This is a genomic window from Pseudomonas sp. MH10 (genome assembly GCF_034353045.1).
In the GTDB taxonomy this organism is placed as follows: domain Bacteria; phylum Pseudomonadota; class Gammaproteobacteria; order Pseudomonadales; family Pseudomonadaceae; genus Aquipseudomonas.
In genome coordinates, this window is sequence record NZ_CP133783.1 from 3,626,161 (window position 1) to 3,652,564 (window position 26,404).

General features: G+C 55.4%; 22 protein-coding genes. 13 read left to right on the forward strand and 9 right to left on the reverse strand.

Features of this window, described 5'->3' with window-relative positions:
• Nucleotides 1-17: 17 nt before the first annotated feature.
• The 6 genes from RHM59_RS16115 to RHM59_RS16140 all read left to right on the forward strand — a co-directional run bounded on the left by RHM59_RS16115 (nucleotide 18) and on the right by RHM59_RS16140 (nucleotide 5,979).
• Complete coding sequence (locus tag RHM59_RS16115; protein WP_322166956.1) at nucleotides 18-956, forward strand: sigma 54-interacting transcriptional regulator; 939 nt, start codon at nucleotides 18-20, stop codon at nucleotides 954-956.
• 194 nt (nucleotides 957-1,150) lie between these two features.
• On the forward strand, nucleotides 1,151-1,933 hold the full coding sequence (locus RHM59_RS16120; RefSeq protein ID WP_322166955.1) for a MetQ/NlpA family ABC transporter substrate-binding protein: 783 nt from the start codon (nucleotides 1,151-1,153) through the stop codon (nucleotides 1,931-1,933).
• Nucleotides 1,934-2,142: 209 nt separating this feature from the next.
• A complete protein-coding gene (locus tag RHM59_RS16125; RefSeq protein ID WP_322224722.1) occupies nucleotides 2,143-3,039 on the forward strand; it encodes a TauD/TfdA family dioxygenase in 897 nt (298 codons plus the stop codon).
• A 16-nt stretch (nucleotides 3,040-3,055) separates the two neighbouring features.
• Nucleotides 3,056-3,937 (forward strand): ABC transporter ATP-binding protein, encoded by an 882-nt coding sequence (locus RHM59_RS16130; protein ID WP_322224724.1) that lies wholly within the window; start codon nucleotides 3,056-3,058, stop codon nucleotides 3,935-3,937.
• Nucleotides 3,938-3,980: 43 nt separating this feature from the next.
• Nucleotides 3,981-4,835, forward strand: coding sequence for an ABC transporter permease (locus tag RHM59_RS16135; RefSeq protein WP_322224726.1), 855 nt, complete (start codon nucleotides 3,981-3,983; stop codon nucleotides 4,833-4,835).
• A 124-nt stretch (nucleotides 4,836-4,959) separates the two neighbouring features.
• Nucleotides 4,960-5,979 (forward strand): ABC transporter substrate-binding protein, encoded by a 1,020-nt coding sequence (locus tag RHM59_RS16140; protein ID WP_322224728.1) that lies wholly within the window; start codon nucleotides 4,960-4,962, stop codon nucleotides 5,977-5,979.
• Nucleotides 5,980-6,102: 123 nt separating this feature from the next.
• On the opposite strand, the gene RHM59_RS16145 is transcribed toward RHM59_RS16140, so the two are convergent.
• The 5 genes from RHM59_RS16145 to RHM59_RS16165 all read right to left on the reverse strand — a co-directional run bounded on the left by RHM59_RS16145 (nucleotide 6,103) and on the right by RHM59_RS16165 (nucleotide 14,366).
• Entirely contained in the window at nucleotides 6,103-7,518 is a 1,416-nt protein-coding gene (locus RHM59_RS16145) for an ATP-binding protein (protein ID WP_322224730.1), read from the reverse strand.
• A gap of 155 nt (nucleotides 7,519-7,673) precedes the next feature.
• Nucleotides 7,674-8,849, reverse strand: coding sequence for a Wadjet anti-phage system protein JetD domain-containing protein (locus RHM59_RS16150; RefSeq protein WP_322166954.1), 1,176 nt, complete (start codon nucleotides 8,847-8,849; stop codon nucleotides 7,674-7,676).
• Entirely contained in the window at nucleotides 8,846-12,208 is a 3,363-nt protein-coding gene (locus RHM59_RS16155) for an ATP-binding protein (RefSeq protein WP_322184446.1), read from the reverse strand. Before RHM59_RS16155 ends, RHM59_RS16150 begins: the two co-directional genes overlap by 4 nt.
• 68 nt (nucleotides 12,209-12,276) lie before the next feature.
• A complete protein-coding gene (locus RHM59_RS16160) occupies nucleotides 12,277-12,912 on the reverse strand; it encodes a DUF4194 domain-containing protein (protein ID WP_322166952.1) in 636 nt (211 codons plus the stop codon).
• A 2-nt stretch (nucleotides 12,913-12,914) separates the two neighbouring features.
• The gene (locus RHM59_RS16165) at nucleotides 12,915-14,366 is read right to left on the reverse strand and encodes a DUF3375 domain-containing protein (protein ID WP_322224732.1); all 1,452 of its coding nucleotides are present in this window, start codon (nucleotides 14,364-14,366) and stop codon (nucleotides 12,915-12,917) included.
• Between the two features lie 393 nt (nucleotides 14,367-14,759).
• Between RHM59_RS16165 and RHM59_RS16170 the strand changes: the two genes are divergently transcribed.
• Together RHM59_RS16170 and cysC are read left to right on the forward strand one after the other, a co-directional pair.
• Nucleotides 14,760-15,458 (forward strand): sulfotransferase family 2 domain-containing protein, encoded by a 699-nt coding sequence (locus tag RHM59_RS16170; RefSeq protein WP_322185264.1) that lies wholly within the window; start codon nucleotides 14,760-14,762, stop codon nucleotides 15,456-15,458.
• Complete coding sequence (gene cysC / locus RHM59_RS16175; protein ID WP_322166950.1) at nucleotides 15,451-16,047, forward strand: adenylyl-sulfate kinase; 597 nt, start codon at nucleotides 15,451-15,453, stop codon at nucleotides 16,045-16,047. Before RHM59_RS16170 ends, cysC begins: the two co-directional genes overlap by 8 nt.
• A gap of 101 nt (nucleotides 16,048-16,148) precedes the next feature.
• Here the strand turns inward: cysC and RHM59_RS16180 are convergent, their stop codons facing one another.
• A complete protein-coding gene (locus tag RHM59_RS16180) occupies nucleotides 16,149-17,105 on the reverse strand; it encodes a threonine dehydratase (RefSeq protein WP_322224734.1) in 957 nt (318 codons plus the stop codon).
• 99 nt (nucleotides 17,106-17,204) lie between these two features.
• Here RHM59_RS16180 and RHM59_RS16185 point away from each other — a divergent pair, with 99 nt between their 5' ends.
• Nucleotides 17,205-18,560 (forward strand): PLP-dependent aminotransferase family protein, encoded by a 1,356-nt coding sequence (locus RHM59_RS16185; protein ID WP_322224736.1) that lies wholly within the window; start codon nucleotides 17,205-17,207, stop codon nucleotides 18,558-18,560.
• Here the strand turns inward: RHM59_RS16185 and RHM59_RS16190 are convergent.
• Together RHM59_RS16190 and RHM59_RS16195 are read right to left on the reverse strand one after the other, a co-directional pair.
• Entirely contained in the window at nucleotides 18,554-19,492 is a 939-nt protein-coding gene (locus RHM59_RS16190; RefSeq protein ID WP_322166947.1) for a LysR family transcriptional regulator, read from the reverse strand. The two genes, RHM59_RS16185 and RHM59_RS16190, sit on opposite strands and share 7 nt — an antisense overlap.
• Before the next feature lie 211 nt (nucleotides 19,493-19,703).
• Nucleotides 19,704-21,197, reverse strand: coding sequence for a YdgA family protein (locus tag RHM59_RS16195; RefSeq protein ID WP_322184447.1), 1,494 nt, complete (start codon nucleotides 21,195-21,197; stop codon nucleotides 19,704-19,706).
• Nucleotides 21,198-21,312: 115 nt separating this feature from the next.
• Between RHM59_RS16195 and RHM59_RS16200 the strand changes: the two genes are divergently transcribed.
• The 4 genes from RHM59_RS16200 (at nucleotide 21,313) to RHM59_RS16215 (ending at nucleotide 24,431) form a co-directional block, all read left to right on the forward strand.
• Entirely contained in the window at nucleotides 21,313-21,999 is a 687-nt protein-coding gene (locus RHM59_RS16200; protein ID WP_322224738.1) for an HAD-IA family hydrolase, read from the forward strand.
• Between the two features lie 364 nt (nucleotides 22,000-22,363).
• A complete protein-coding gene (locus RHM59_RS16205) occupies nucleotides 22,364-22,639 on the forward strand; it encodes a hypothetical protein (protein ID WP_322166944.1) in 276 nt (91 codons plus the stop codon).
• Between the two features lie 190 nt (nucleotides 22,640-22,829).
• A complete protein-coding gene (locus RHM59_RS16210; protein ID WP_322166943.1) occupies nucleotides 22,830-23,837 on the forward strand; it encodes an aldo/keto reductase in 1,008 nt (335 codons plus the stop codon).
• Between the two features lie 255 nt (nucleotides 23,838-24,092).
• Complete coding sequence (locus RHM59_RS16215) at nucleotides 24,093-24,431, forward strand: tryptophan synthase subunit beta (RefSeq protein WP_322166942.1); 339 nt, start codon at nucleotides 24,093-24,095, stop codon at nucleotides 24,429-24,431.
• A 22-nt stretch (nucleotides 24,432-24,453) separates the two neighbouring features.
• Here the strand turns inward: RHM59_RS16215 and lapD are convergent, their stop codons facing one another.
• The gene (lapD, locus tag RHM59_RS16220; RefSeq protein ID WP_322224740.1) at nucleotides 24,454-26,400 is read right to left on the reverse strand and encodes a cyclic di-GMP receptor LapD; all 1,947 of its coding nucleotides are present in this window, start codon (nucleotides 26,398-26,400) and stop codon (nucleotides 24,454-24,456) included.
• Between the last annotated feature and the right edge of the window lie 4 nt (nucleotides 26,401-26,404).

Consider the following 26,404-nt stretch of genomic DNA (forward strand, 5'->3'; position numbering starts at 1 on the left):
TCAGGCGGGAGTTCGCCATGAGCCTTGATGAAACCTTTGGCCAGCCGCTGCTGACCTTCCCCGATGCCGAAAAAAGCCCGCTGAGCATTCGTGCCAAAGCACTGGTCTTTGTCGATCCGCGCTCACGTCAGTTGCGCAAAGAGATGGAAAGCCTCGCTCCCCGGAGCCTGCCGGTGTTGATTCGCGGCGAGACCGGTAGCGGCAAAGAATTGCTAGCCCGGCACATTCACCGCAGCAGCGATCGGGCGGGGCTCTTTGTTTCCGTCAACTGTGGCGCCATTAGCCCAAACTACGCCGACGCAGAATTATTTGGTTATACCGCCAGCGCCCACAGCGGCTCGGTCAGCAGCCGCGCGGGCTGGTTTGGCTCAGCCAATGGCGGGACGTTATATTTGGATGAGATTGGCGATCTGCCGTTACCGATCCAGACCAAGCTTTTGGCCGCACTGGAAAACCATGAGGTGACCCGCGTCGGCGCCCAGCAACCGAGCCCGGTGGACGTGCGCTTAGTGGCCGCCACCAGCATTGATCTGGCGCAGGCGGTGGCGGTCGGAAAATTCAACGAACGGTTATTCCATTACCTGAGCGAAGGCAGCCTTGAGCTGCCGGCGTTGCGCGAGCGGGTGGGGGATATTTTGTCGTTGGCGGAATATTTTTTGGGAATTTACAGCCATCGACTGAACCTACCCGTTCCGTTAATCAGTGAAACCGCCCAGCAGGTGCTTGAGTTGCACAGCTGGCCGGGCAACACCCGAGAGCTGGAAAATGTCATCCACTTCGCACTTTTGGTGAGCAGCGGCGACGAGATACTTCCCGAGCACCTCAACCTACCCGACGCTACGGGTCCCTTGAGCCAGATCAAAAGGCAGGCCGAGCGATTGTTCACCGGCACCGACACTGGCCAACTGGCTGAATTAAAACAATTACTTGATGAGCTGACCAAGCGCATCGCTTAGCCGCGAAGATAATGGCGCATCGCCGTATTTAGCACCAAAAGGCATAACAATCGCAGCAAAAATTATTGTCATGGAATAACAAATGTCGGTAATGTCCGCTCCACGCCGCCGGTCTTTCGTTATGAAGCTAGACTGCTGGCAAATCTACCTAACCGCCGTCAATTGGCGACCGCGATTTTCGCTAAGGACTCTGCATGAAAAAGACGTTGTTAATGACCGCTCTGGCGGCTGCACTTTCGATCGGCTTGGCTCACGCCGGTGAAAAACTGGTTGTCGGCGCAACAGCCGTTCCGCATGCCGAGATACTTGAATTGATCAAGCCTCAGTTGGCCAAAGAAGGCGTGGACCTGGAAATCAAGGTTTTCAGTGACTACGTTCAACCGAACGTACAAGTCTTCGAAAAACGCCTGGACGCCAACTACTTCGAAACCAAGCCTTACCTGGACGGCTTCAACACCGGCAAGAAAGCTAACTTGGTAACGGTGATCGGCGTCCACGTTGAACCCTTCGGCGGCTACTCGAAAAAATTCAAAAGCCTGGCTGATCTGCCAGACGGCGCCACCGTTGCCATTCCTAACGAAGGCAGCAACGCCGGTCGTGCCCTGCTGCTGCTGCAGAAAGGTGGCTTGATCACCCTAAAAGATCCAACCAACGCCTTGGCAACGCCGAAAGACATCGCGACCAACCCCAAGCACCTGAAATTCCGCGAGCTGGAATCGGCGTTGCTGCCACGTGCGCTGGATCAAGTTGATCTGGACATGATCAACACCAACTACGCGCTGGAAGCCAAGCTAAATCCTAAGAAGGATGCATTGATTCTCGAAGGCGCTGATTCGCCTTACGTGAACTTCCTGGTGGCTCGCCCTGATAATCAGAACAGCGACGCGATTCAGAAATTGGCCAAAGCGCTGACCAGCCCTGAAGTCAAAGCATTCATTGCCAAGAAGTACGACGGCGCGGTACTGCCGGCGTTCTGATACAGATTTAAGCGATACCGTTTTTTGCGCCGACGGCTTACACAGCGTCGGCGTTTTTTATTCTGAATCTGTAGGAACGAATGTCTCGTCGCGTTCAGACCCTAGCGTTTCCAGTGCTATTGATATGCACTTAAAGTATTTAAATTAAGTTTCTTATGCCTATAAAGTTCCAGCTCCTATTCACCCAGTCGTTCGGAGTCGGAGTTTCCATGCCAGCAGCCTCCCCTGTTTCCTCAGCCATAAATGCAGCCAGCCAGGCATTCGACGTTCGTCCCCTTGAAGGGAAAGTCGGTGCGGAAATCGTCGGGCTGGATTTGTCTCGTCCACTCAACGACGCCGACTTCGCCCGTGTTCATCAGGCGCATTTGGATTACCACGTCGTGATTTTCCGCGACCAACACATCACGCCGCAGCAGCAGATCGATTTCAGCCGTCGTTTCGGCATCCTCCAAATCCACGTGCTCAAACAGTTTCTGTTGGCCAATCACCCGGAAATTTTCATTGTCTCGAACATCGTCGAGAACGGTCAGCCGGTAGGTTTGGGCGATGCCGGCAAATACTGGCATTCAGACCTTTCCTACAAAGAACTGCCAAGCCTAGGGTCGATGCTGTACGCGCAAGAGTTGCCTAGCGAAGGCGGCGACACCTTGTTCGCCGACATGCACCGGGCTTGGGACACGCTGCCGCAAGCGCTGCGTGACGCCGTTGAAGGCAAGGTGGCGGTTCACTCCTATACCGCGCGTTACGCCGAAGGTAAAAACGCCGCCAGCTGGCGCCCGACACTGACCGGCGAGCAGCTTTCGCAGGTCGCCGAAGTCACCCACCCGGTGGTCCGCACGCACCCGGAAACTGGGCGTAAAGGCTTGTTCGTCAGCGAAGGCTTTACCACACGCATCGTCGGCTTGCCCGAAGACGAAAGCCGCGCCTTGCTGGACCAGCTCTACGCCCACAGCACTCGTCCAGAGAATGTCTACCGGCACCACTGGCAGCCAGATGATTTGGTGTTCTGGGATAACCGCTCATTGATTCACTTGGCCACCGGTTGCCCGCCTGAACTGCGCCGCAAGCTGCTGCGCACTACCATTCAAGGTGATGCATCGTTCTGATCGGAGGAACCGCTTGATGAATGCTGTTCTGCAAAGCCACACGGCTAGCGAAAGCTTGACCCTGCCACAGATCAATCAGCCGACTGCTCAAGCGCTGTTGCACGTCCAGGGCGTGAGCCTGGAATACCGCACGCCTGAGCGGGTCGTGCGGGCGACTCATCAAGTGAGTTTTGAAATCGATCCCGCTGACCGATTTGTTTTGCTCGGCCCCTCGGGTTGCGGCAAATCGACACTGCTTAAAGCCGTCGCGGGGTTCATTCAGCCCAGCGAAGGGCAGATCCGCCTGGCGGGGGTGCAAGTCACCGAACCGGGACCGGATCGGATTGTGGTGTTTCAGGAGTTCGATCAGTTGCCACCCTGGAAAACCGTGATCCAGAACGTGATGTTTCCCTTGCTGGCCTCGCGCGCATTGAAGCGTCGAGAAGCCGAAGAGCGGGCGCGTTATTACCTGGAAAAAGTGGGCCTCAGTGCCTTCGCCGATGCCTACCCGCACACCTTGTCCGGTGGCATGAAAGCCCGGGTCGCCATTGCCAGGGCCTTGGCCATGCAGCCAAAAATCCTGCTGATGGACGAACCCTTCGCCGCGCTTGATGCGTTGACCCGACGCAAGATGCAAGAAGAGCTGCTGGAGTTGTGGGAAGAGGTGCGGTTTACCTTGATGTTTGTCACCCACTCCATCGAAGAAGCGTTGATCGTTGGAAATCGAATCCTCTTGCTGTCACCCCATCCCGGCCGGGTCCGTGCGGAAATCAACAGCCATCAATTCGGCCTGAAAAGCCTCGGCGGCGCGGATTTTCAACGCACCGCGCAGCGCATTCATCGCCTGCTGTTTGATGAGGGTGAACCTGAACCCGTCGAGCGCGACTTGCGCTTCCAGGATGTTCACATCGCGTACTGATGTCCCTTACTTCTGTAGAGGGCCACCCAAGAGAATTCGAAACATGACCATTCGACAGGAATACGAAGTCACGCTGGAGGCGTTTACCCAAGAGGATCTGGTGCATGACATCCCGTTGGCGCAGCGAATCTGGCAACTGAGCTGGGTGCGCAAAACGGTGATTCTGCTTGCCCTGGCGCTGATCTGGGAACTGGCCGCGCGCTACACCAACAACGACCTGTTGTTGCCGAGCGTGTCGCAAACCGCCAGTGCGTTCTATGACGGCATCATCACCGGTGAACTGCTGAGCAAGGTGTGGATCTCCCTGTCGGTGCTGATCAAGGGTTACCTGATTGGCATCGTGCTGGCGTTTGCCCTGACCACCCTCGCGGTGTCTACCCAACTGGGCCGCGATCTGCTTAGTACCCTCACCGCAATGTTCAACCCGCTGCCCGCCATTGCACTGCTGCCCTTGTCACTGCTGTGGTTCGGCCTGGGTCAAGGCAGCCTGGTGTTCGTGCTGGTGCATTCGGTGCTGTGGGCCTTGGCGCTGAACACCTACACTGGATTTCTCGGCGTGTCGGAAACTCAGCGCATGGCTGGGCGCAATTACGGTCTTAAGGGCCTGCGCTTCGTTAGCTACATCCTGATTCCGGCAGCGCTGCCTTCGATTCTGTCCGGTTTGAAAATTGGCTGGGCGTTCGCTTGGCGCACGTTGATTGCCGCCGAGTTGGTATTTGGAGCGCAATCTGGCAAAGGCGGCCTAGGCTGGTACATCTACCAAAACCGCAATGAGCTTTACACCGATAAAGTCTTTGCTGGGTTGATTGCCGTCATCTTGATTGGGTTGCTGGTGGAAAACCTGCTGTTCAACAACATCGAACGCCTGACCATAAAGCGGTGGGGCATGCAGCGTTGATGCCGGTTTTTTAAACCTATCGTTATTCCAAAATACTATTTATTTATCGCAATTCGATAACTGTAAGCTATATGCAACGCCGGACGACCGGCCTGTTGTATTCATTCTTTATGGTGAGAATTTCATGGCCACATCGTTCAAGCGTCCGGCGCTTACCCCACTCGCAATCGCATTCGGTTTACTGGGCATACTGCTCAGCAGCGGCGCGCAAGCGGAAGGCAAAATCAGCATCGCCCAGCAGTTCGGTATCGGTTACCTGATTCTTGACGTGGTGCGCGATCAGCACTTGATCGAGAAGCACGGTAAAGAACAGGGCTTGGACATCGCTGTCGACTGGAACAGCATCTCAGGCGCCACCGCCATGAACGAAGCCTTGCTAGCTGGCGCGCTGGATGTGGTATCCGCCGGCGTGCCGCCGATGCTCACGGTCTGGGACCGCACCAAGGGCAAGCAGAACGTCAAAGCCATCGCCTCGTTGGGTTCGATGCCTAACTATTTGCTCAGCATCAACCCTGACGTGAAGACGTTGAAGGACTTCTCCGATAAGGACCGGATTGCCGTTCCTGCTGCGGGCGTAGGCTTCCAGTCGCGGACGTTGCAGATCGAAACCGCCAAGGTGTTTGGCGATGCTGATTTTAAAAAATTCGACAACATTTCGATCAGCCTGCCGCACCCGGATGCGACCGCCGCGCTGCTTGCCGGTGGCTCTGAGTTGAACGCGCACTTCTCCAGCCCGCCGTTCCAGTACCAGGAACTGGAGAATCCTAACGTCCATAAAGTGCTGAGTTCGTACGACGTGCTCGGCGGTCAGGCCACGTTTAACGTGCTCTACACCACCCAGAAATTCCACGACGAAAACCCCAAAACCTACAAAGCCTTTTACGACGCGCTGGCCGAAGCCGAGCAGATCATCAAGGCCGACAAGCCTGCCGCCGCACAGACCTACATCCGTGTAGAGCAATCGAAACTGCCGCTGGCGCTTGTCGAAAAAATCGTCGCGGATCCCGAAATCGATTTCACCATCACCCCGCAGCGCACTTTCATCTACGCCAGCAAATTGCAGGAACTGGGCGTGTTGAAAAACAAGGCTGACAGCTGGAAAGACTACTTCTTCGAAGAAGTGCATGGCACGCCGGGCAGCTGAGTTTTCATGGCTGCCCGGACGCCTTCAGTTGCTGTGTCTATGACGGATCGGAAGCTCCTAACGGCGATGGTAGGCACAACCCGACGACCTAGGCATCTGGTAGCGATTGTGGTGCCATATGACTTATTTAAGTACCTCCCAGCGCCCACTTTTAGTGGGGCCAACATGCCGGATCATCGCGGCCGCTCGCAACTTATCCAAATGGTATTTGGTTCCATCCTCACTTAGGCCCAGCTGTTTTGCCAGTTCACGGCGAGTGATAGCTGGGTGACGGCGTAACAGAGCCACGACTTTTTCGGACACCGATCCCGATATGGTTTCTTGGGTAGCTTCTTGGGTAGCTTCTTGGGTAGTTTCTTGGGTAGCTGACGGTATTTCTGCTGGAGTTTGCACCGAATGGGGGAGCACATTACCCCCTAGCGCCTCGGCTAACTGCCCTGATTCGGCGCAGAAGGTCAGCATCAGACCCGACAGGCCCGTATCGAAAAGGGGTGGTGGAATATTGTGTTTGCGGCATTCGCTTAGAATTTTTTCAATGCCTCTCCCCCAAGACTCAACATAGCCCGCACGGAAAAAAGCCGAAGCCAGCAATGGGTTAAAAGGATGAGACGGATGTTTGGCCAACAGTTGCTGCTGTGTCCAGTGGTTGGGTAATTGGCCAGGATTCCAAATCACAACCCGGTTTTCATAGACGCTGATCTGGATCGGAATGCCGCTGGCGTAGTCCTTGTGGATGACGGCATTGAGCAACGCCTCACGCAGGGCTTGTAAGGGAAATAGATAACGTTCTACGCGCTGAATACCTTCATAACTGATATACGCCTTGAGGTATTTGCTGTGCATCAGCTCAAGCGTTTTTTCCACTTGGAAGAATAGATTACCGCGGATCTCGTCTTGATAACGTAGGTCATCATCGGTTAAGAAAAACCCTATCTTTATGGACGCGCCAGGTATAAATCGCTCAGGCTTAGTGCCGAATAACAAAGCGGTGGCGCGCTTCAAGTATTGGCCTTCGTCCAGTTGTAAACTGGCCAGCAGAGCGTAGTCGCCGTCTTCCAGGACGGCGGTGTCCACCCGCCCACTTTTGGCCGCTCTGCTCCGAAAACCCTCCAGCGCGGCGGGCTGACAGTCGTCGAGTGAGAGACCGGGAAGCGGCACGCCATCCCAGTGCAAACCCTGTTTGCGTAGCAAAAACCGTGTCAGCGCCGCGCCTTTTAATTCCTGCTTGGTACTACCACTGCGGTAGTGATATTCACCTTTATAGCTAGCTGGACTGGGGTAGGCCGGAACCACAATTTCCAGCAGTGCCTTCCCCTCTTCCTGACGCAGGTTCACGTCCACCATGATGCCAAGCACATCCCGCACCTTGTTGGGGATTTCCTCTAACAACCGTACTGCATCGACCAGCCCAACCGGCATACCCGCATCGTTGCGGCCAACCTCTAGCACGCCACCCTCGGCATTGGCGAAGCCACATATCCATTTCAAATATTCGTCTCGCCACGAGGCTTTCCATTCCCGCTGCTGGTGCTCACTCATACTTTCGAATCCTTCCGATGTGGTTGCTGCATCATGCCTTGCTTGATGCAGCGGGCTTTAAACGGCAGCTCGGCATTTTAGCGCGATTGAAAACCGTCTGTTGCCAACCCATTCCTAACACTCACATCGTGCATTACATATAAAGGCGACCCACATCACCCCGCCTTCCTCAACGCCTCCTCCACCCGGCCAAACCCAATCCATTCCTGCTCCAATCGCAACCCGCCCCGAATCCGGTTATCCCGTACCTCATCGAATAGCGCCCGCTCCTCATCCGTGAGGTTCGGTAGGTCATGCAGCACTTGCTGCTTCTCCACCCCCCACAAGTCTTCATGGGCCATCAGCGTTTCCCGGTCCATGAGGAACGATTCGACGTGATCAAAGCGGCGGCGGAGGTGGTCGAGGATGGCGAAGCCGTGGGTGTCGATGTCGCCCCAGTAATGAATTGTGCAGCGTGACAGCCAACTGGCGCGCCCCAACGCCTCCCAGCCGTAGCCCGCGCCAAAAATAACGATGGCGTTGGCTACAGGGGGAAAGGCGAGGAAGTTGGTTTCGTTTTCGGTAATGAATACGCGTGCAACGGGCAAGTTGAGACGGGAGAAATTGCCTGCGTCCAGGGTGATGTCCGCAAGGGCTGAGCCGGGCAACAGCGGGATTGAATCGTCGAGCACGCGGAAACGGATTCGGACGGGTTTATCGAGAAAACCGTAGCGAGCAGCAAAGTTGCTTACGCCGGAGTGCTCAGGAGCAATGGCTCGCTCAGGCAGTACGAGATCAAACAGTTCGCTAAGCGTTACCTTGTGCCCTTCGATGAACTTGCTGTGGATACCCGGAATATCGACTTGCCTCAGATAAATGCCAGGACGCGGATGTTCAATGATCCAAGCCACGGTGTTAAGCAGATGACCCCATTGCGCCGCAAGCCCTATGGCCACCAGTGGCCGCGCGGCCAACCAGGTCAGTAGCGTAGGGTGTTGCTCACGGGTAATGGCGACCAACTCGGAAAACAGTTTCAAGTCCTCGCTTTTACCAATGAGCACGATTGCCGCCTCGCGGGTGTCCACCCACGCAGCCGTTGGCACGCGCTGGGCGCCCAGGATGCGATGGTTCACTTCGCGCCACTCAACCCGAATGTGCGGAATCGTAGCAATGGCGTTAATCCAAGGTCTGACCACCTCAAACTGGCTACTCAACTCCGTGGAGCTGGGCGATTTCAGCGTCAGACGCTTCGGCACCCAAGCCTCGCCCGTCACGTGCGGACGCAACAGATCACCACGCGCCCACAGTCGCCGAAGCTGCTCTTTCAGATCGTTTGCCGTAGTCCAGTTCATGACAAAAAATCTGCCTTGTTCAAGCGGTACTCTTCGATAGTGAGATTGCGCAGCTTGGACGCCCGCCCCCCGTCGTTTTGGACGAACCCCACGCTAGAAACAAACGGCTCGATGATGTGGATTTTTTGCAGCGGCGTGACGATCAGCAGTTGCAGGTTGAGTTGCTGAAACAGTTTTAACCCGTACTGCGCCGACTCATCAGAGCCTCGACCGAAGGCTTCATCGATGACCACGAAACGGAACGAGCGCGAACGCACAGCCCCCCACTCCAGACCGAACTGATAAGCCAGGCTGGCGGCAAGAATGGTGTAGGCCAGTTTCTCTTTTTGCCCGCCGGACTTACCGCCCGAGTCGGAATAATGCTCATGCTCACGGTGGTCTTCGCGCCAGCGCTCGCTGGCTGCAAACAGAAACCAGTTGCGCACGTCGGTGACCTTGGCGGTCCAGCGCCGGTCTTGCTCTGACAGGCCTTCGCGGCCGCGAAACCGGTCGATGATGGACTTCACCTGGAGGAACTTGGCTTCGGAATATTGAACGTCGTCGGAGCCGGAGAGCGCGCCTTCGGTACAGGCGCGCAGCTCCGTCTGGAAATCTCGAATTTCAGCGTCCGGACTGACCTGGGACTCCAGCACGATATAACGGCCTGGGTTGTAGTCGATCTGCCCTAACGATTCGTTGATTCTGGCAATACGCTCTTTGATGGTTTCTCGTTCGCGGGCTAACTGGCCGTTGAAGTTGGCGATCTCGTTGATGGTGTTGACGTTGAGCAGCTCTTTGAAACGGGCCTCGAATCTTGGCAAATCGTCGCTGTTCAACTGGTCCAGCAACAATCGATATTCAGGCGCTGCGTCCAGATCGGCATCGAATTCACTGGTTTCAAGCACGTAGGCGGTTTTAAAGTCGGTCATCGCCTTGATGATCTTTTCGCCGAGCCGTCTTAACACGGCTTCCTCAGCGTCGATTTTCCCTTGCAGAACTTTGCGCACGTCACTCTCGCGGCCATCGCACGACTCAACTTTGAGCGAATGATCGTTCAATACGTCCTTTCCCAGCGTCTCCAAGCGCGAGCGTGTTGCAGCCGGGATATCGATCAGGAACTGGCTGGTTTCGACGTGCAGTGCGGTGGCGGCTTCATGCTTGCTTTCGTGATTTCCAAGATCTCGTTCCAATGCCAACAGTTGCTTTTCTGTGTCCTCCAACTCGCCTTTTACTTTTGTGAGCTGAGCACTGAGTTGCAGCAAAGTGTCGCTGGCGGCCTCCAGCTCGGCTTTTTCGTCTTGCAAGCGTGCAACGGATGACGCGCAAGCTGCCCAATCCAGCTCCCGGTACTCATTGAACTCACTGAGCCGCCCAAGTGCGTCGAGTTGTTCTCGTAATTGCTTTTGATGTTTTTCACCGCTAGCAATCTCTGATCCGATAGCACTCAGTCGGGACTCCAGACTGGCTTTCGTCGCCTCCATCGCCGAGATTTTTTCGGCGTTGCTCCAACCCAACACATACCGGCTACGGTCATCCAGGCGATGACGGTCATCTTTCTCGTGGCGCTCCCCCGCGGCTTTGATCTGACCGGACTTAGAGATAGCGCGAACTTCACGGCGAAATTGCTCAGGTGTTTCGCAACAGGCGTAATTAAAGCGGTGAGCCAGTTCACGCTCCAACCACGGGTAAAAAACCGAATCGGGTTTGACGCTTAACTTTCGAACCAACGATTCCGGGTGTAAGTCTGGTTTATCAGCCTGACGTGCAGCGCGGACCCGGAAGTACACCAAACGCCCGGCCAGGTGGGTGCGATCAACCCAGGCGGCAACCTGCGCGTAATGCTCGTCCGGGACCAACAAGGCGAGACCGAAGTTATGCAAAACGCGCTCAATGGCGCCCTCCCATTCACGGTGTTCTGAGCGAACCTGAAGCAGTTCGCCGACAAACGGCATGGCTTCTTCGCTGATCGCCAACGCATCGCAGAGCGCCGCGCGCATTTTGATTTGAGCTGACGGAATGTTGCTGCGCCGTGCCTTGAGGCTGTTGATCTCTTGAGACAGCTGCTCATGCTCACGCCGGCCTTCGCGCAGCGACACGCCACACTCCATGACCTGATTCTGGACCTCTGCCTCCTGCTGGCTGACGTCTTCGCGGCGAGCCGAGGTACGCTGCCGCACCTGAGTAAACTCACGTTCATCATTGACGCAAGGCTCGCCCGACAACGCCAACAGTTCTGCGTAGCGCTGCGCACGTTGTTGCCGTCGTCCGAGTTCCTGCTGCTGCTCACGAATTTCAGCCGCTAACTGCTCCAGCCGCGCACCGCCATGGTCTGCCACTGCCTGCTTGAGCGATTCCACGTCTTTGCGCTGACTGTCACGCTGTTCAATAAAGTGTTCTTTTTTACTGACCAAACGCGCCTGCTCTTCGGCCAAACGCTGTAAGCGTCGATCCAGCAGACCCAGTTTCAGCTCTGAGAACCAGGGCTTTAATGCTTCTCGACACTCACGTAAAGATTCTAGTTCAGCAACTTGCCCACGGTGCCTGTCACAGTCGGCCACCAGCGGCACCAGTAACTCCACTTGGCGCTTGGCCTTGAGCACTGCGGCATGGGCGCGGCTCAAGTCGTCGAAGTGCGCAATCAATGCGCTGATCCGTTGAGCGGCATCGAAGGGTTCGAGCATATGGCTGCGGACAAAGTCGGTCAGATTACCCACCGACTTCATCGACACCGTTTGATGAAACAGCTCCATCGCTTGTTCGTTGTCGATCCCCAGGTGTCGCCGAAACCAGGCGCCGTACTTGGAAAAAGAATCTTCAATTTCGGCGCCCGATGCTCGCAGTCTTTTACGCAACTGCGGCATTTGCGAGCCGAAGTTGGCAAAGTCTTTGGTGATGGATAGGTCCTGTTCGGCGCCTACAAAAAAACGCTCGGGCTGAACGTGCCCTTCCTTCATCCAGAACACTTGAGCCAAGGTAACGGTCTGATCGTAGCCGGCGTTATAAAACACGCCGAGGATGACTGAATACTTACTGTGATCGCGCAATGCGACGGGCTTGGCAGAGCCGGTTGCGTCATTGCGTTCAGATTTGAAATGGCCCAGCACGTACGAACGCAATGTCCGCTCTTTGTTGTCGGCGCCGGCCGCCTTGTTGTAAACAATGCGATGGGCCGGTACCAGTAAGGTCGTGATGGCGTCCACCAACGTGGATTTTCCAGAACCTATGTCGCCTGTGAGTAAACCGTTTTTCCCATTGGGCGATAACGTCCATACACGGTCATCAAAGGTGCCCCAATTAAAAACTTCCAGCCGCTGTAACCGGAAGCCCGACAACGTGTCATCAGCGACAAAGTCCAACCCTAACGATTGCGGTTCATTCATGACTTATCTCCCTTATGCCATTAGCGTGCGGCAACCCCACGTCCATGTGCTTGTGCTCTAGTGCCTGTTTAATTGCTGATCTCGCCCGAGAGTCGTGCGCGATATTGCGCCAGCCGAATATCGAACTCCGCTAGCCATTGCGCGTCGACAAAGGCCTTGAGAATGCGCCGGACCTCATACGTGACGGGCGCGCTTGACCCCTTCAGACGATGCAAAAATCCCAGCTCAACCACTTTGCCGATATGCGTGTCGATCTGGTCGATGAGCTTTGCTTCATTGCTGCTATCGGGCAGGAATACCCTTACCAACTCGACGAGTTCGTCGCGGTTCAGGATCATTCGCGTCTCGCCACCACTGGCGTCGAATTCGGCCAGTTTTTTGCGTAACAGCGCCAGTAACAAGCTGACGGGAAAGGACAACGGACGCCGCGCAATCAGCCGCGGCACTTTGGAAGCGCCCTCTTCTTCAGACGGTTCAGCCCGGCTCTGTAGAAAAGCATAGCCTTCGGACTCATCCAGTGTCAGGTCCAGCCCAATAACGGCGACGTAATCGCGAACCCGCGCCTGCAAGCCGAGTAGCGCGACCCACACCCCCTCGTTCGCTTCCCGATAAATCACCCCTTTCAGGAGCGACACCACCAACGTCGAAAGGTCCGATTGTGCAGGCGGCGTTGCAACGTCAAGGTCAGATGGCTCGTCGTTCATGGTCATCTCACGAAAATAATGCGTGGCAGCAAAGCCTGTTTGTTCACGGACGTGCCATCGCTCGCCAGGGCCTCCCAATAAATCGTCTCAGGTGTGTTTTCATCAATGACGGTGTTGAATGATTCAGTACCGAGTTGCAGATAAGCGACGAGTTCCGCCAAGCCCTGTTCGATGGGCTGCAATTGGGTCAGTTCACGCAGGCTAATCTGCGTCCGGTCTTGCAGGGCATGCCGGATATGAGCCGCTAACTGCGCGCAATCAACTACTACTTGGGAATACAGCGCCCCGGCATCCAGATCCTCGTCGCCTGCCATTAAGGCGATGTCGGCGAACACAGCGCTGAGGGCTGGCGTGTGCAGCGGACGCTCCATCGGCAAATCGAAGCTCGCCACCAGCTCGGCGATGTCCATGAAGTTCCCAGGCGGCGGGTTATCACGTACACCCAAGGTTTTCGCTTCGATACCGCGCAGAATGTCCATGATGCGTCGGTTCTCTAACCAGACTTTATCGTCCAAAAAGCGCCGCAATTGATGGGACAACTGCGCGACCGTTCGCTGCGTATGCTCTCCCGCTTCCAACCAATCGTAATGCACCCGTCGCGTCCGGATGTCCGGTTTCAATTCAACAACAGGCGCCAATGCCAGCACTCGATCAAGCAGATCGGTGAGTTCTTCCTGACGACGGCTCGACATCAGGAATGCCCAGAATGCTTTGAAACTGCGTCCTTGATCCGAGTCCGAAATGGCATCGCGTTGACCCATGATTTCTTCCAACAAAGCGCCTTTGGCCCCATCCCACAACGCAATGCGCTCGCGCACGCGTCGATCCAGCAGACGGAAGTTATGCTCGACCTCACGGAAGTCAGACAACAACTCTCTGGCCAATTGGGTGAACTGCTGAAAGCGATCTTTTAGCGCAGTGCTGTCCAACAAGGGAACATCGCCAGCCAAAATTTGGACTATTTCTGCGTCGATATCGTCTCGACGTTTTTGCAATTCGGCGACACGTTTGGCGGGGTCAGCCTCGCTGCCTTCACTCATTTGCTTCAAGAGCTCAAACAAGGTGAGCAGGCGTGATTCGGTGCCTACGAAACTACGCTCGGTGAGCGACTCCAACCAAGTAATGGCTTTTTCCGTCGAAGGGGTTAAATCAAACTGCGGTTCGTCAGACCCCTGGCGGTAAAACTTACGCAACCAACCCTTGTCGGGGTTGGCCCATTCATCCAGGTAAAAAAGCGCCGACTTTGGAAACGCATCGTCCCCCAACCGTCTGCGCAATACGTACAGCTCATCCTCCAAGGCCTCAGCCAGATCAGCAGCAGAGACAACCCGCACGTTCGTGACTACGAAGGCTTGGTACAGAAAGCTGGCCACCAGCGGCGCATGACCCGAACGCAATAATCGCCACGCGGGATGATGGGTGAGCATGGCTTCGAGAGTGGAGTAATCAATCATTGATTGTTTTCTAGACCGGGGCGGGAACAAGAAACAATGTAGCCGCGCGGCATTTTTTTCCAGCGCTGAATTGATTCACTATTCATTCGGATAGTTATCGAGTAGTGCCCAACGCCGTGGAATTTGAGGCAATGAGAAGACACTCGACATTACCCAATAGCGCGCCTGAGGAGACTGGGCGTATATTCGCGCCCGCAACCCCGAACTTACAATTAACTTACAATTAACTTACAATTAACTTACAATTAATTTACAATTAACTTACAATTCTTGACACAAAATTCACATTAACCAATCGACTGTTTTTTAATGTAAATAGTGTGAAAATATTGTGGGATTAAATATTCGCAGCTGTATCCTGAGTCACTGATTATCAAAAAGTTATAGGCTGCCATAATGACCAGGTTGTTTTGGAAGTTAATTCCAAAGGTGCAGCGAGAACTCTTGCTTGAGCGACTTTCGATAGTTGACCGGCAGGTTGTGGACAAAGCGCTGTCTGGGAGAATTCGATTTCCTAAGGTCTTCGACGAGCTTAAGTGCGTATTTATCCACGTCCCAAAATGCGCGGGTAGCAGTGTCGCCATGTCGCTTTTTGGCGACACCCCAACCGGCCATCTGCCGCTGTATTGGTATGAGAAAGAATTCGCTGAACGTTACGCACACTATTTCAAATTTGGCTTCGTGCGTGACCCACTGCAACGCGCGTGGTCGGCGTACAGCTACTTGCTAACCAATACTCAACGGCGTGATAAAGCCGCCAACGAGCTCGTCAATAAGTACCCTAGTTTCGACGCGTTTATCGACAATTGGCTGCACCCGGAAAACATCACCAAACAGATACATTTTGTACCGCAACATTGTTTTCTGGAAAATTCGATGGGTTCCATAGACGTCGATTTCATTGGGCGGCAAGAAAGCCTTATTCCCGACTTCCTGGCACTGTGTGAACATCTGAATGTCAAAGCCGAACTCCAACACATCAACCGTACCTCGCGAGATGGCGACGAGAACCGCGACTTCTGCTCCGCTGCAACCCGACGCAAAGTGCGCGAGGTATACGCCCGTGATTACGAACTCTTCGCCTATGACTAATGTGCGGCCCCTGATCATTGCGCCGAAGTTGGCGGTCGGACAAGCGTTGCGTGCAGGCATGAAGCAACAGCGCGCATGTTGCGTCTGGTTTACCGGTTTGTCGGGTGCTGGAAAATCCACACTGGGTAACCAACTGGATCAAGCCCTGCAATCTCGAGGCATGCACAGTTACCTGTTGGATGGTGATCGGCTCCGTCTAGGCCTTTGCCAAGATTTGGGCATGACTGACGCTGATCGCCATGAAAACGTGCGGCGCATTGCTGAAGTGGCCAAACTCATGGTCGACGCGGGGTTAATTGTTATCGTCTCGGCCATCTCGCCCTTTCGTGCGGATCGTGACGCCAGTCGAGATTCGTTCGCCGAAGATGAGTTCTTTGAAGTTCACGTCAACACTCCGCTTTCGGAATGTGTCCGCCGTGATGCAAAAGGTCTGTATCGAGCCGTGAAAGAAGGACGAATTACCAACTTCACCGGCATCGACAGTCCATACGAAGCGCCCCTGACACCCGAGTTTGTGATTGATACCAGCTTGAGTGACTGTGAGGCGTTTATTGAGAAGTTGGTCAGGCAGTTGCGTGGCGGTTTTTAGAAGCTTAAACCTGAAAGTGCCAACGGGTTGGCGAAGCGATGTAACTGATACATCGCATTAAGCCTTCGCCAACCAGTTGGCTCTTCAGGGATGGCGTTAACTCACATCCCGCCCAACACCCGCCCAAACATTTCACGGTCAATATTTGCCCCGCTCAATATCACTGCGACCTTGTGCCCCCTCTGCTGACAGCGCTCTTTCACCAACGCCGCCAACCCCGCCGCGCCGGCGCCTTCTGCGGTGTTATGCGTGTCTTCGTGAAAGATACGGATGGCGCTGGCGATGTCGTGCTCGCTGACACGGACGATCCGCGCCGCGCCGTTGCGGATGATTTCGAACGCTTCTGGCAGGGGAATGCGGCAAGCCATCCCGTCGGCGAAGGTGTTGGCGGTTTCGGTGGTGATTATTTTGCCTTGCTCGACGCTTTGGGCATAGGCGTCGGCGTGTTCGGAGACGACCCCGACGATCTCGGTTTTCAAGCCCAGTAGATCACGGGTCTGAATCAGCCCACAAATACCTGAACCCATGCCGATGGGCACGTAGACAGTTTTCAGGTCTGGCACCGCCTCGAGCAATTCCAAGGCGTAGGTTGCGACGCCGAGGATCAAATCCGGGTGGAACGCCGGGACGCTTTCATAGCCGTGTTGTTCAGCTTGGCGGGCCGCTTCGGTGCGGGCTTCGTCGAAGTCTTGGCCGTATTCAATCAGTTGGGCGCCCATTGCACGCATGGCGGCGTTTTTTTCCTGGGAGTTGCCAAGGGGCACGACGACGATGATGGGCAGTCCTGCATTTCGTGCGGCTGTTGCCAGGCTTTGTCCATGATTGCCCCGCGTGGCCGTCACCAGCCCGGTCACGTTTGGTTTGCGCTTGAGCAAACCCTGAACGTAGAGCAGACCGCCGCGTACTTTGAAAGCGCCGGTCGGTGCGTGGTTTTCGTGTTTGACCCACACCTCGCAACCCAACCGTTCGGCCAAGCGTGGCCAGGCGTACTGCGCAGTTGCTGGAATCAAGGGGCGGATGGTGTGTGTAGCGTGGCGCAACGCGATCAGGTCAAACATAAAGCACCGTGCTCTTAGGTAAGTGTTGGGCGGGTTTGACCTGATCTTAGGCGCAGAGCATTGTATGGGTTAAATCTTATATTGCATGAGCAACAATAAATGTGGACGCCGACGCTAACGGATTCAGGCCAGCCAAAATACTTGGCGTTGGTAGAGGCCATTACCCAAGCCATTGAAAGCGGCGAGCTTAAAGTGGGTGAGCGACTGCCACCGCAACGACGTCTGGCGTGGAATTTAGGATTGAACCCGAGCACGACGATGCAAGCCTATCGCGAGGCGGCGCGCAGGCATTTGGTCTCGGGGGAAGTTGGACGAGGCACCTATGTGCTGGCAGGGAGCAAGGAAGCGACGCTGTTCCGCCTCAAACAACCCGCTGAGCGCTCGGCCGTCATTGATCTATCGACCAATGTGCCGGTAACCCACGAAAACAGCGCAGACGAAGTGGCCGCCCTCTCCGCGCTGATCAACGGCGGACACGCGCAGCGCTTACAAAACTACCTGAGTGCGGATGACTTGGCCTTCGGTAGAGCTCAAGGCGCGGCCTGGCTAAACCTTCGCGGCCTGAACCTGCCGCCAGAACACCTCATGCTTTGCAACGGAGCCCAACATGGATTGTTCATGGCGTTATTGTCGCTCTGTCAGCCTGGCGACCCGGTATTAGTGAAAGCATTCACTGCACCGGGAATCAAGGCGGCGGGTCGACAATTGCGTTTGCCATTGCACGGCATTGCCCTTGACCGCCAAGGCATCATTGCGGACGAGCTTGATCGAATGGCGCGTGCAACCGGTGCAAAAGTCGTCGTGCTGACGCCCATTCTGCAGAACCCGACATCGACCATTATGTCGCCACAACGCCAATTGGAAATCGCCGAGGTCGCTCGCCAGCATGATCTGTTGATCATTGAAGACGATGTGTACGGCGCATTGACCACCACGCCGCCGCTGACCCGACTGCTGGGCAACCGCGGTTTGCTAGTCACCAGCCTGTCAAAAACAGTAGCACCGGGTTTGCGTGTTGGCTGGATCGCTGCTGACCCGACGTTGCTCGAATTAATCGATCCCCACGCCCAGGCAACGCATTGGGGCGTTTCACCGTTGTGTCTGGCCATCGCCAGTCAGTGGATAAGTGACGGCACCGCGCTGCGCCGATTGGCGTGGCAGACCGAAGAAACCACTCAGCGTTGGCGCTTGGCGAAGAAGATTCTCGGGGCCGCGTTGTACCAGCAGGAAAGCCCTTCACCCCACGCGTGGATCACCAGCGACATGCCGTCGATGGCGCTGACTCAGGCCTGCCGCGCTGATCTCGTCGACGTGGTGCCAGCGGAGGTGTTCGCGGTCAAGCAAAACGACGTCCACGCGATACGCATCAGCTTGTGTGCGGCAGGGGATCGGGCGCAGTTAAAAATCGCACTTGAGCGGGTCGCGACAATCATCGCCAAACAGCCCGCTCAATAAACCGTGTGGGTCATCAAGTCGCCCTCATGCGCGGCCAAAAACAGCGGCACAGATTCGCGCAAATATTCGACCCAGGTTTTGATTTTCGCATCCAGAAACTGCCGTGACGGGTAGACCGCGTAGAGGTTGGTCTCCTGCAACCGATACCTAGGCAGGATTCGAACCAGCGTTCCGTTGCGTAGCCCATCAATGGCCGAAGAGACCGGCTGAACGCCTATGCCCATGCCACTTTGGATGGCCACTGTCATGGCGTCGGCGGTGTTCACGTGGAATGGGAATCGGGAAAGAATCACCGTTTCTTCACCGTCCGGGCCGTCGAAAATCAGCTTTTCTTGAGGAATCGCTGCGTTAACAATGCGCAGGCAATCGTGCTCAAGCAACTCGGCAGGCGTGCTTGGTTGACCGTGTTTTTCAATGTAGCCGGGCGATGCGCAAAGGATGTTGTAGGTAATGCCGAGCCGTTGCGAGATGAACCCGGAATCCGGCAGGTCGCTGGCGATCAGTATCGACACGTCATAGCCTTCCTCCAGCAAATCCGGGAGCTTGTTGGAGAGGGTCAGGTCGAAGGTGACTTCCGGATGGGTCTCACGGTAACGCGCGATAGCAGCGATTACGTAGTGCGTACCAATGCCAGACATCGCATGTACTTTCAGATTACCGGCCGGTTTGGCTTGGGCGACACTGGCTTCGGTTTCAGCGTCAAGAATGTCTTCAAGGATACGCTCGCAACGTGCCAGATATCGTTTACCGGCTTCGGTCAGCGCGATACGTCGTGTGGTTCGGTTGAGCAGTCGGGTGTGAAGGTGAGCTTCTAATTGGGAAACGGCCTTGGAGATATTGGCCGTTGTTTTGTCCATAAGCTCAGCTGCAGCAGTGAAACTTCCTGTCTGGGCAACCAGACTGAAAGCACGCATATTTTGAAAGGTGTCCATCGGATTCCCGTAAGTCGAACGCGGGAAAATGTTACCTGATGAGACAACTTTTGACACTGATACCTAAGGCGTAGCACTTGGAGTCTGTGGACGGGCCCGCCCCAATCCGTGGGAGCGAATTTATTCGCGAAGGCGTCGGCACATTCAACTCCGTGGTGCCTGATAAGCCGTATTCGCGAGTAAATTCGCACACAGTACTTGCGTTGCCGGCTTACTGCCCTGCACCACTCATCGCGGAAAACTTGCTGGCAATAAGGCTGACAAACTGGATGCCGGTCATTTTCTGGCCGTTGAAGTCTGCCATGCCGTCGGCGTAATGCAGGTGGGAGACCACGTTGTCACCGTCGACCTTGGCCAACTGTGACATGACCGCCACGCCGTCCACGATTTCACTCGCGTCCCGTGCCTGTTGCTCAATGACTTTAGGATCGGTCTGGCCATTGAGGGCCGCTGCCTGAGTCGCAAGGTCTTTAATCATCGGTTTGGACACCAGCAATTTGGCATCCAGTTCGGTGAGCATTTTATTGACCAAATCAGGCACCGGCTGGTCAAGCGGGCCTGGGTTCTTCAGATCCATGGCGAGACTGAAATGACTTTCGCCATTGGCCGTTTTAAGTGAGACCTTTTCCAGTTCGATGTGCGGTTTGGCCGCCAGAAGCTTCGCCAGTTCAGCATTCATTTGCGTCTGGTCGGCATCGCTCAGTTGCAACTTCACCGGTACGCCAGCCAACGCGGCGGCTTGTTGTTGGGGCTGAATTTTTTGCTGGTAAAGCGTGTACAGCGCTTGGGTCGATGCGACGTCAAAGTTACCGAATTTCCATAACATTTGCGCAGCGCCGAAGTCCTTGCCGCCGTAGCTGATCATGTCGATGTCGTAGGTCACTTGTGCCGCGAGGTTGCCGCCCTCTTCTTGCATCAAGCTGGTGTTGACGAAATTCTTGAACTCCACCGGCGGTTTGTCGCCGATCTGGATTCCCGACTGGGCCATTTTGAAGTCGCTGTGCCCCAAGTAAAAACCTGAGGCGCCTTTAGTGCCGCCGGTATTGAAGGACAGGTTGTGAATATTGAAACTGACCGGGCCCTGTTCCGAAGGTACGTTGGCCTTGATGTCGTCGAGCGAGCCCGTGACTTTGACTTTTTCAGCGTTGGCGGTGGACTGCAACCACAGGTTAAGCCCGGAAAATTTAAGCGTGCCATTGGGCGAGTCGATATCCAGCGGCAGCAGTTCAAGGGTGCCTTCGGTGGAGTGGTCGTAACCAATATTGGTGTGGCCTTTAAGCGGCGCGACACCGTTGGTCAGGGCAAACCATTTTTCGGTGACTGAATTTTTTTCGATTTCGTAGTTACTGGCGGCCATGACCGGCATCAAGTTCAGCGACTTCACGCGTGACCATGGCAACGGACCGTGCTCGACGTTATCGACGAAAAGCAGCTCAACGTTTTCGTTACCCTTGCCCAATTTTGCGCTTTTGATATTCACCCGATAATGCGCCGTGCTGCTGAACACATGGCGATCAAGGGAAACCAGTTCCAGCGTCACGCTGCCATCGAAACCGTTAAGGGAGGATTTGATCTGGCGATTGGCCTCGTCGATTGCTGTGTGCAAAACGCCTTCCAGTTGAGTGCCGGTGTACCACGCTCCGGCAGAACTCAATGCGGCGACTGCTATGACAACGCCCACTGCAACCTTTACTGATTTTTTCATCTCTCTCCCACCTGCTTGGCTATCCATAAGCGGGCCAGATTATCATCTGCGGCTAGCCACGGTCTTCCCTCAGACGGTAGGCTGATGTTCGGATTTGAAAACGGGATCAGATGAAATGACTCAGCAACTCAAGAACTTTGGCCCAATCAAGGCCGTTATTTTCGATATGGATGGCCTGTTGTTGGATACCGAGGGGATCTACACCGAAGTCACCGACATGATTGCAAGACGTTACGGCCGCTCGTTCGACTGGACGCTCAAACAGAACACCATTGGCCGTGGGGCGCGGGACTTCGCCGGCTACGTGATTGGCGCGCTGGACTTGCCGCTGTCGATCGATGAGTTCCTGACCATCCGTGAACCGCTGTTGGACGAACGCTTTCCGCGCGCTACCGCAATGCCAGGTGCCGAAGCGCTGGTCCGTCACTTGGCGACTCACAATATTCCTATCGCCGTTGGCACCAGCTCATCGATTCATTACTTCAACGCCAAAACCACCTTGCACCGCCCATGGTTCGAGCTGTTCGAAACGGTTGTGACGGCTGACGACCCGGAAGTCGGTGCCGCCAAGCCTGCGCCTGATATTTTCCTGGTCGCGGCCCGCCGTCTGGGCGTTGATCCCAAGGATTGCTTGGTGTTCGAGGACTCACCATTTGGCGTGACGGCGGCCAAGGCGGCGGGAATGTACGCAGTAGCGGTACCCGATTCGCACATGCCCATCGAGCAGTACGTTCATGCCGATCTGTGCCTGCAGTCGCTTGAGGAATTTCCGCTGGAAGCGTGGGGTTTGCCTAAGTTTTAACAACACTCCGTAGAAGCTGCCACGTCTTCCGACCAGCATGCTCTACGTTCTGAGTGGCCTGACAGCTGCGGGTGGAACCTTGTGCTTTTTAAGCGGGCTCAGGATCAAGACCGTCGCAGAGCATGGGACTTCTTTGTAAGTCTAGCCGCAGCAATTAGCCTTGTTCAATGCTTCCAAGCCGACCTGTCATCGCCCTTCACTTTTTGCCGAAAATCACTTCAAGCTATTGAAATATATCGACTTTATAGAACTATCATTTTCAATGATGGCCGGTACCACTCGTATTAACTTCTTAATAAAACAGCGCTGCGTAAAATCCAACCCATACCTAGTTAAACACTAGCAACACATTCGGAGCACCAACATGAAAACTTCAAAATTAATCTTCGGCTTGGCTTTCTCAGTATTGGCTAGCAGCGCTTTCGCGCTTCCTGCTTACGCCGCAGACGGTTCAGCTCATATCCACTCAGCCCAGGTTGCTGCTGACGGTGCTGATCACGTCGGTGCAAACCGTGTTGCTGCTGATGGCGCCGATCACGTTGGTGCAAACCGTGTTGCTGCTGATGGCGCTGACCACGTTGGTGCAAACCGTGTTGCGACTGATGGCGCTGACCACGTTGGTGCAAACCGCACTAGCTAATCGTTTCAACTATTCCTCTCAGCCCGGCTTTTGCCGGGCTTAATTTTGGGCGATAGAAAAGTGGGATGGCCGTAATCGTTGGTCAAGATCGCTTTCAGGTATTTGACAAAGGTGGAGGGATTGACGACGGTAGTAACGTTAATTCGCCGTATTTCGGTTTTCCTTTAACCCTTTGAAAAGGATCTTGAGCATGACTTATCGCATTCTCGGCCAGTCCGGCCTGCGCGTGTCCACGTTGACCCTTGGCTCGATGATGTTTGGTGAGCAAACCGGCACCGAAGAGTCGTTACGGATTATCGACAAAGCCTGGGATCAAGGTGTGAATTTCATTGATACAGCGGACGTTTATAACAACGGACGTTCAGAGGAAATTGTCGGTGAGGCCATTGCGTCACGCCGCAGTGACTGGGTGCTGGCGACCAAGGTGGGTTCGCCTCACCCCGGCACCACGCCGAACAACAGCGGGTTAAGTCGCAAGCACATATTCAACTGCATCGACGCTAGCTTGAGCCGACTGGGCACCGACTATGTGGACATCTATTACCTGCACCGCGAGGACCACAACACGCCGCTGGAGGTCACGGTTTCGGCGATTGGCGACTTGCTGCGTCAAGGCAAGATCCGCTATTGGGGCGTGTCCAACTTCCGGGGCTGGCGTATCGCGGAAATCGTCAATATCGCCCAGCGATTGGGTGTGGATAAACCGGTGATCAGCCAACCGTTGTACAACATCACCAATCGCCAAGCCGAGCTTGAACAAATCACCGCTGCTACCTTCCACGGCCTGGGTGTCGTGCCTTACAGCCCGTTAGCCCGTGGCGTCCTTAGTGGCAAATATGCGCCGGATGTCACTCCCGACAGCAACAGCCGTGCGGGGCGTCAGGACAAACGCATTATGGAAACCGAGTGGCGAGTCGAGTCGCTGCGTATCGCGCAGAAAATTCAGGCATACACCCAAGAGAAAGGCGTCGGCATCGTCGAGTTCGCCATTGCGTGGGTGTTGAACAATCAGGCGGTTACGTCGGCCATCGTCGGGCCGCGAACTGAAGAACAATGGGATGGGTACACCAAAGCCCAGAGCGTAAAAATCACCGCTGAAGACGAGGCGTTCATTGATTCGCTGGTGACACCCGGCCATGCGTCTACGCCAGGGTATAACGACGTTGCGCATTTTGTGTCGGGACGCGTGGTGCGTTAGCAGGGTAATGATTTGGCGAGGCTGAAGGACCGAATTTATTCGGGAAGCGGACGGCACAACGTGTCAGGCATAGCGCGCCGTTCCCTTCGCCCACAAGATTAGCTCCCACAGAGAGGTGAACTGCGATCTAGGTCGAACACCACGGCTAAAACGTCGGCCGTTCACGTGGCCGTTGGTGGCGTGCATACTCACGCCAAACGCCTATGCTGGTGAGCATCGACGCGGTCACTCGCTCAATCTGATGAGGGATTTCCAATGTTTTACGTTCAACGCGATGCTCAGGGTGCGCTTGTTCGCGTAGAGGCCGCGCCGTATCCAGAATCCACCGGTATGTTGCCGCCCGACGATCAAGAACTTCAGACGTGGTACGCCAACGAGGCGGTTGAGACCAGCTTGAGCCAACTCAAGCAAAGCGACATGGAGATGATTCGGGTACTCGACGACTTGATCCAGGTGTTGACCCGTAAGGGCGTGATCCGTGTGACCGATCTACCGCCCGCCGCACAAGCCAAAGTGATGGACCGGACACACGCTCGAGAAACCCTGGGCGGCCTGAGTCATCTGATCAACGATGATGAAACAGGTTTGATCTGACACCGCGTCAACCAGGAGCCATTTATTGCCATGGCGCGGGTTGGCCAAATAGCTGGCCTTGCACGCCTTGTATTCCCATCTCGCGAATGACCCGAAACTCGCCTTCGGTTTCTACGCGCTCGGCGATCAGCGGCAAATCAATGCTGTGCGCAGCGCGCTGAATGGCTTCGATAAACAAGCGCTTGTGACTTTCCTCGTCAATAGCCCGAATATAACTGCCATCGATCTTCAGGTAAGCGAGCCCCAACTGGGCCAGGTTGCCAATCATGCTGAAACGACCTCCGAAGTGCTGCACTGCCAGTGAGAATCCCAACTCCCGAAGGCGACGGGAAAGTTGCTCAAGAACGGCCTGCGAGGGCAGCTGCTCTTCACCTACTTCAAGTGTCAACCTGTCTCCCAATCGCGAATGCTGCTTCAGTATGTCGAACACTTTATTCAGCGCCACAGGGTCCGCCAACGTTGCCGCAGACAGGTTTAAGGCCAGCGCTTGCTCATGCTGAAGCATCTGCTGCACAACCAATTCAAGCATGAGTTGGTCAAGGCGCGTTGACCAGCCGAAGCGTTCCAGCCACGGCAGGAATCGCCCAGCGGAAATCGTCTGTCCTTGATCATCCAGCAAGCGAGACAGAACTTTGTACTGCACCACCTGCTCTGGACTGCTGCTGCTTACGACGGGCTGGAAAAACAATTCGAAACGCCGCTGAGTCAGCGCCTGATCAAGCAATGTGTTCCAGGCATGCTGATCGTCGCCTAAATTGACGACTGCGCTGTGTTCGATGCAACTCCAACTGCGCTCACCTTCGATTTCAGCTTGAGATAACGCTTGATCACCCAGGCCCAACAGGGTTTGCGGCGAGTCGCCGGGGCTATAGGGCGCTAGACCAATATGAGCCACGGGGCTAACGTCCGATGCACCGGTGGCCTGCAGGCTGAGCAGCGAGCCTTCCAGGTCTTGCGCCAGTTGCAAGGCCTCGGCCCGCATCATGCCGGGAACCAGGACAGCAAACTCGCCACCTCTGATACGGGTGATCAGGTTAGTGGTTTCCGGGTAGCGCGCGCATTGCCGAAGCAGCTGTTCGCTGACCGCCTGAAGCAATTGGTCCGTGCGCTTGCCGCCCAGTCGTTGGTTTAAGCCGGCCAAATCCTTGACCCGTACCAACAACAGATAACCCGAGCGGGCCTCCTCCTGATTGCTCACTCTGGCGTTGAGCTGCATTTCAAAATAGCGACGATTGGCCAAGCCCGTAAGGCTGTCCTGATAAGACTCAATGCGCAGTTTTTCGCTACGCTCGGTGCTCTCCTGAAACAGCGCTTTGAGTTTCTCAACCATCTGGTTCATGGCCTGAACAACTCGACGCAGTTCTGGCGTACGCGGCAGCTCCGGCAGGCTGAGGAATTCACGCCGAGCGATGGCTTGCGATTGCGCGACCATGTAGTCCAGCGGCTTAAGTTGACGGCGCAGCAACAAGGCGCCCAGCACTGCGCTGACCAGACCGCAGGCCAGTAGCCACCCAAGACTGCCTAACGCACTGTCCCACAATTTGGCCAACGCAAACATCGGGTGACTGACGACCTCGACGCGAGCCGCCTGCTGCCAGCCGCGGCTGACAATGGCATCGCCGCCCGCCGCGTCAAGGCCGATCAGCTTGACGAACCATGCCGGAACGGAGCTGCTGTCCGCTACGCCGGATCGCTCAATGATGACTTTCTCAGTCGCGAGGTCGATGACGCGAATACTCGAGTAATAGCCGCTGTCGAAGATTGAGCTGACCATTAACTGGACCATCGTTGGGTCGTCGATATTGGGTGTCAACGAAAGCGCCAGCGACGTCGCCGCGTCCTGCGCATGGGAACGCAGTTGGTTAACATATTGCGCCCGTGAGCTTTCAACGCTGACCATGAAACTGCCGCTGAACGCGACGACCAGGAACAGGCAGATTGCGAGCAATAACTGTTTAAACAGAGACATCAGA